General features: G+C 76.1%; 3 protein-coding genes and 1 pseudogene. All 4 read left to right on the top strand.

The annotated features are described in order from the left end of the window. The coding region (locus KBX39_RS19670) for a hypothetical protein (protein WP_247660371.1) at nucleotides 1-377 on the top strand (377 nt) is incomplete at its 5' end. A gap of 67 nt (nucleotides 378-444) precedes the next feature. Then, nucleotides 445-4,067 (top strand): annotated as a pseudogene (locus KBX39_RS19665) (DUF4132 domain-containing protein). After that, a complete protein-coding gene (locus tag KBX39_RS19660) occupies nucleotides 4,064-5,194 on the top strand; it encodes an AAA family ATPase (protein WP_210871882.1) in 1,131 nt (376 codons plus the stop codon). Before KBX39_RS19665 ends, KBX39_RS19660 begins: the two are co-directional and overlap by 4 nt. Continuing rightward, nucleotides 5,191-6,424: DUF5682 family protein (locus tag KBX39_RS19655; protein ID WP_312247463.1), on the top strand; the 1,234-nt coding region annotated here is incomplete at its 3' end. The genes KBX39_RS19660 and KBX39_RS19655, both read left to right, overlap by 4 nt.

Genomic DNA, 6,424 nt, shown 5'->3' with positions numbered 1-6,424 from the left:
ATGTCCCACGACGCGGGACGGACGGCCCGGGTACGAGGGAGGCGCACATGACGACTGTGGTGCGGGGGCTGCGGGAGGCGCTGGTGCTCTTCCTGATCGCGGTCCTGGTGATCGCGGCGGCGGTCGGCATCTGGGTGGCCGTCGGCGGCGGCGACTTCACGCACCGGCTCGGCGTCGCGTTCATGATCGTCGGCGCCGTGATCGGGTTGTCCGGTGACCTCACGGTGAGCCGCTTCGGCATGCTGCCGGCCCGGTCGGCGTTCGGCCTCGCGCCGGTGCGGGAGGACGGCGGCGGCGGGCGGGTGCTCACCGGCGTCGGCATCTTCCTGTTCGTCTCGGTGCCGCTGATCGTCGTCGGGGCGCTGCTGATCACCTGAGCGGTTCTCACGCTGTCGGTGCCGCCGGTTATGGTCCCCGCACACTGCGGGCGATCAAGGAGACGGTGTGCGCAGATTCGAGTTCGTGGGCGGCGGTTCGGCCAAGTTCTGGGAGGTCGGGCAGCGCGACGCGACGGTGACGGTCCGCTATGGATCCCTCGGCGCGCAGGGCCGCACCCAGGTCAAGGAGCTGGGTTCGCCGGCCGAGGCCGCCGCGCACGCCGACCGGCTGATCGCGGAGAAACTGCGCAAGGGGTACGCCGAGGCGACCGCCGCGCCCTCCGCCGGGCACACCGGCGCGCCGGCCGTCGGGCCGGCCGGGCCGAGCCACGAACCGGAGGCGACCGTCGCCGATCCGGCCGGCGCTGGTTCGGCCGGCAGCGACCGGGCCGGGACGCCGTCGGCCGCGTCGCCCGCCGGCGACCTGCCGGACGAGGACGCGTTCGAGGTCCCGGCCGGCTGGCGACGGATGCTGGCCCCGCGCCGGGGCGGCGCACCGGGCCCGGCCCTGCCCAGCGCCGCGAAGGGGCGGGCCGCCGGGCGGAAGGTGCTGGACTCGGTGGCCGACCAGGTCGCCGCCATCGCCCGGGCCACCACCGACCCGGAGCTGGGTCCGGCGCTGCGCGGCTACCTCGACGGCGAGCCCGGTCCGCTGGGCGGTGCCGCGCTGGTGGCGGCGGTGGCCATGGCGCTCGGCTATCACGGGCGCGACCAGCAAGGGCTGGCCCTCGGCGACCTGCTGGTCGCCGATCTCGGTCCGGCCGGTGCGGCCGTCGCCGCGACCGAGCAGATCACCGTGGCTGCCGCCGGGTCGATGTCCCCGCTGCCGCTGAACCGCATCAGGGCGGAGAAATCGCAGAACTACGGCCACTGGCGGCTTCGCCAGTCCGTGCTGCGCCGGGTCCGCGCCCATCTCGCGGCGGCCGGCGACGACGACTACGCCGCGGCCCGCGCCGCGCTGGTCCCGTACCGGTCCGGGCCGTTGGCGACGCGGGTGGTCACCTCGTTCCTGCTGCCCACCGAGCGGGAGTGGGTGGCGCGGTCGACGAGGTGGACGCGATCCACGCCCTCAGCGGGCACCTGGCGGTCTACCGGCTGATGTACGACCAGGCGCCGATCGTCACCGCCACCGCGGCGGTCGGGTCGCCGATCGCGCCGCTGCTGACCGAATGGTTCGACCACGAGCACGCCGGCGCGGACGCGCGGCAGCGGCTGGCGTCGCTGCTGGCGGCCCTGCCCGGCGACGAGCCGATGGCGGCGCTGCTCGACCGGCTGGACCGTAGGTACGTGCCGCCCGCGGTGACGGAGATGCTGCGCCGCTTCCCGGTGCGCGGCGTGCGCCTGCTGTCCGCCGCCGCCGAGGGGCGCAGCCCGGCTGCGCGGGAGGCAGCCACGTTGCTGCGCGCCCACGTGCTGGCCAACCCGGCCGCTGTCGAGGCGGCGCTGCCGACGCTGGCCCCGGCACAGCGGGAGCGAATCGAGCGGATCCACGACGACGCCTCCACGCTGCCGGCCGCCGGGCCGGACCGGCTGCCACCGGTGCTGGTGTCCCCGCCCTGGTCGGTCCGCCGCCCACGTTCCGCCCCGCCGGTGGTGGACGGGCTGGCCCGTCCCGCCGGGTCCGCCACGGCCTGGCTGCCGGGCGAGCGGGAGCGGTGGGCCGCGGTGGTGCCCCGCTGGTCCGGCTGGTGGCGGGGTGACGACCTGACCGTGCTGGCCGCCGAGGTCGCCGCCGGGCGAGCCGGATCGTCAGCGGCGATCCACTTCTTCGTCCGGGCCACCGAGGAACTGGCCCGGCCGCTGCTGCCGGCCTGGCGGCCCACCGAGTCCTGGGGCGCCGACGAGTGGATGTCCCGCCTCGCCGGGCGCTACGAGCTGGACGCGCTGCCCACCGCGCTGCACCTGGCCCGTACCGCGCCGAAGAGTGTCGGCGAGGTGCTGCTGCCGTACGCCGACGGCGAGGTCGCCGACCTGATGGCCGACTGGCTCGACCGGCTCAAGACGGCCCGCCCGGTCGCCCGGGCCTGGCTGCGGCGGCACCCGGAGTACGCCGTGCGGGCGCTGCTGCCGGCTGCCCTGGGCGCGCCCGGCCCGCGCCGCCGGGCCGCCGAGCGGGCGCTGCGCCTGGTCGCCGCCGAACACCGCGACACGCTCCTCGGCGTGGCCCGCGAGCACGGCGAGGAGGCGCTCGCCGCCGCCACGGCGATGCTCGACGCGGACCCGCTGGCGCAGCTCCCGGCCCGGATGCCGAGCCTGCCGGCGTGGCTGGACCCGGCGGTGCTGCCGCAGGTGCTGCTGCGGGACCGTTCGGCGGCGCTGCCCGCCGAGGCGGTACGCCACCTCTGCACGATGCTCGCCATCTCCGCGCCCGGCGAGCCGTACCCGGGGGTGGAGATCGTCCGCACGGCGTGCGACAGCGACTCCCTGGCGGAGTTCGGCTGGGCGCTGTTCGAGAGCTGGCAGGCCGCCGGCGCGCCGTCGAGGGACGGCTGGGCGTTCACCGCGCTGGGGCTGCTCGGCGACGACTCGACCGCGCGGCGGCTCGCGCCGTTGGTCCGGGCCTGGCCGGGCGAGAGCCAGCACGCCCGGGCGGTGACCGGCCTGGAGGTGCTGGCGCAGATCGGCACCGACGTGGCGCTGATGCACCTGTACGGCATCTCGCAGAAGGTGAAGTTCCGCGGCCTGCGGGAGCAGGCGGCCCGCAAGGTCACCGAGGTCGCCGACGGGCTGGGGCTGACGCCCGAGCAGCTCGGCGACCGGCTGGTGCCCGACCTCGGGCTGGACGCCGACGGCAGTCTGGTCCTCGACTACGGGCCGCGCCGGTTCACCGTCGGCTTCGACGAGCAGCTCAAGCCGTACGTGGTGGACGGCGCCGGCGCCCGCCGCAAGGACCTGCCCAAGCCCGGCGCCCGGGACGACGCCACGCTCGCGCCCGCCGCGCACAAGCGCTTCGCCGGCCTGAAGAAGGACGTGCGCACGCTCGCCGCCGACCAGATCCGCCGCTTCGAGACGGCGATGGTGACCGGGCGGCGCTGGCCGGCCACGGACTTCCGCCGCTACTTCCTGTCCCACCCGCTGCTGTGGCACGTCGTGCGCCGGCTGGTCTGGGCCACTGTGGACGACGCCGGTCAGGTGAGCGCCGCGTTCCGGGTCGCCGAGGACCGCACGCTCGCCGACGCCGACGACGAGACGTACGCGCTGCCGGATGACGCCACCGTCACCATCGCGCACCCGCTGCGCCTCGGCACGGCGGTGCCGGCCTGGGCGGAGGTCTTCGCCGACTACGAGATCCTCCAGCCGTTCCCGCAGCTCGGCCGCGACGTGCACCGGCTGGACGAGGCCGAGCGCGCGGAGAAGCTGCTGCGGCGGCACGCGGGCGTCACGGTCCCGGCGGGGCGGCTGCTCAGCCTGGAGCGGCGAGGCTGGCGGCGCGGCGACCCGCAGGACGCCGGCATCCAGAGCTGGCTGGAACGCGAGGTCCCCGGCGGCGGGGCGGTGGTGATCGACCTCGACCCCGGCATCGCGGTCGGGATCGTCGACATGTTCCCCGACCAGAAGATCGAGGCGATCTGGGTCAACGACGTGCCGTACGGCGGCTGGTTCCAGCGCGACGGCAAGGTCCGCCTCGGCGACCTGGACGACGTCACCGTCTCCGAGGTGCTGCGCGACCTGGCGGAGGTGACCCGGTGACCGCGCTCGACCCGACCGCCGAGCGGGCCCAGCGGCCCCCGGCCGTCGAGCGAGCGCAGCGGCCTCCGGCCGAGGTGCGGTACGCCGACGAGCTGACCGCGCTGGCCGCGAACGACAGTGACCCGCGCCCGCCGGGCTGGCGGCTGAGCCTGCGCGCCGCGCGCCGGTTCATCCTCGGTGACCCGGCGGCCGGGATCCGGCGCAAGTTCGTCGGCGACCCGTCGCTGATCGACAGGGCGCTGGTGGCGCTGGCGACCAGCCGCGGGCTGATGCTCGTCGGCGAGCCCGGCACCGCCAAGTCGCTGCTGTCGGAGCTGCTCGCGGCCGCGGTCAGCGGCGAATCCACGCTCACCATCCAGGGCGGCGCGGCCACCACCGAGGACCAGATCCGCTACTCGTGGAACTACGCTCTGCTGGTCGCCGACGGCCCGTCGCCGCGCGCGCTGGTGCCGGCGCCGCTGCTGCGCGGCATGGCCGAGGGGCGGGTGGTCCGCTTCGAGGAGATCACCCGCTGCCCGCTGGAGGTGCAGGACTGCCTGCTCTCCCCGCTGTCGGACCGCGTGCTCGCCATTCCGGAGCTGCCCGGCGCCGACGCCATGGTGTTCGCCCGCGAGGGCTTCAACGTGATCGCCACCGCGAACACCCGGGACCGGGGCGTCAACGAGATGAGCGCCGCGCTGAAGCGGCGGTTCAACTTCGAGACCGTCTTCCCGATCCCCGACCTCGGCACCGAGCTGGAACTGGTGGAGGCCGAGGCGGGCGAGTTGCTGCGCCGCTCCGGTGTGACCGCGCCGCCCCGCCGGGACCTGCTGGAGGTGCTGGTCACCACGTTCCGGGAGCTGCGGACCGGGATCACCGAACGTGGCGACGCGATGGAGCGGCTGTCGGCGGTGATGAGCACCGCCGAGGCGGTGTCGGTGGCGCACGCGGTCGGGCTGCGCGGCTGGTTCCTGCGCGGCGAGCCCGGCGACGCCGCCGACCTGGTCGCCTGCCTGGCCGGCACCGCCGCGAAGGACGACGCGGAGGACCTGGCCCGGCTGCGTCGCTACCTGGAACAGCAGGTGTCCCGCCGCTCCGGCGCGCAGTGGCGGGCGGTGCACGACGCCCGGCACCTGCTGCCCGGGTGAGCACCGTCGAGACGCCCGGCGGCGTCACCTTCCTCGGCGTGCGCCACCACAGCCCGGCCTGCGCCCGGCTGGTCGCGGCCACGGTGGCGCGGCTGCGCCCGGCGTACGTGCTGGTGGAGGGGCCGGCGGACCTGAACGGGCGGATGGACGAGTTGCTGGGAGACCACGAGCTGCCGATCGCCGTGTTCACCGCGCACCGCGACGGCAACCGGCGGCACGCCTCCTGGAGCCCGTTCTGCGCGTACTCGCCGGAGTGGGTGGCGCTGACCGCCGGCCGTGAGGTGGGCGCGCAGCTGCGCTTCATCGACCTGCCCGCGTGGCATCCCGCGCTGTCCGGCCGCGCCAACCGGTACGCCGACGCCGACCAGCGGTACGCCGAGGCGGTACGCCGGCTCTGCGCCACCCTCGCCGTGGACAACGTGGACGCGCTCTGGGACCACCTGTTCGAGATCGGCCCGGACGACGGGCTGGCCGAGCGCCTCGACACGTACTTCGACGTGCTGCGCGGCGAGTCCGCGGCCGGGGCGGACGACACGGCCCGGGAGGCGTACATGGCCCGCTGGGTACGCGCCGCCCGCCGCCGGGCCGCCGGCCGCCCGGTGCTGGTGGTGACCGGCGGCTTCCACCGTCCCGCCCTGGTCCGGCTCACCGCCGGGGCGGGGGACGACGGACCGGAGGACGAGGACTGGCCGGAGGTGCCCGCCCCGGCTCCGGACGCGGTGGCGGGCAGCTACCTCGTGCCGTACTCGTTCCGGCGCCTCGACGCGTTCGTCGGCTACCAGTCCGGGATGCCGTCCCCGGCGTACTACCAGCGGGTCTGGGAGGACGGGCCGCGCCGGGCCGCGGAGGCGCTCACCGAGGCGGTGGCGGCCCGGCTGCGTGCCCGGCGGCAGCCCGTCTCCACCGCCGACCTGATCGCCGCCCGGACGATGGCCGGCGGCCTGGCCCGGCTGCGCGGCCACGCCCACCCGGGCCGGGTCGACGTGCTCGACGCTCTGGTGTCCGCGCTGGTCACCGACGCGCTCGACCAGCCGCTGCCGTGGGCGACCCGGGGCACCCTCGCGCCCGGCGCGCACCCGGTGGTGGTGGAGATGGTCGCAGCGCTCAGCGGCGACCAGGTCGGCCGCCTGCACCCGGACACGCCACTTCCGCCGCTCGTGCACGACGTCGACGCCGAGCTGGCACGGCACCGGATCGATCCGCAGGAGACGGTCGAGCTGGACCTGACAG

Source organism: Micromonospora sp. D75 (assembly GCF_018070405.1).
GTDB lineage: Bacteria > Actinomycetota > Actinomycetes > Mycobacteriales > Micromonosporaceae > Micromonospora > Micromonospora chalcea.
This window is presented reverse-complemented; position numbering and strand designations above follow the sequence as displayed.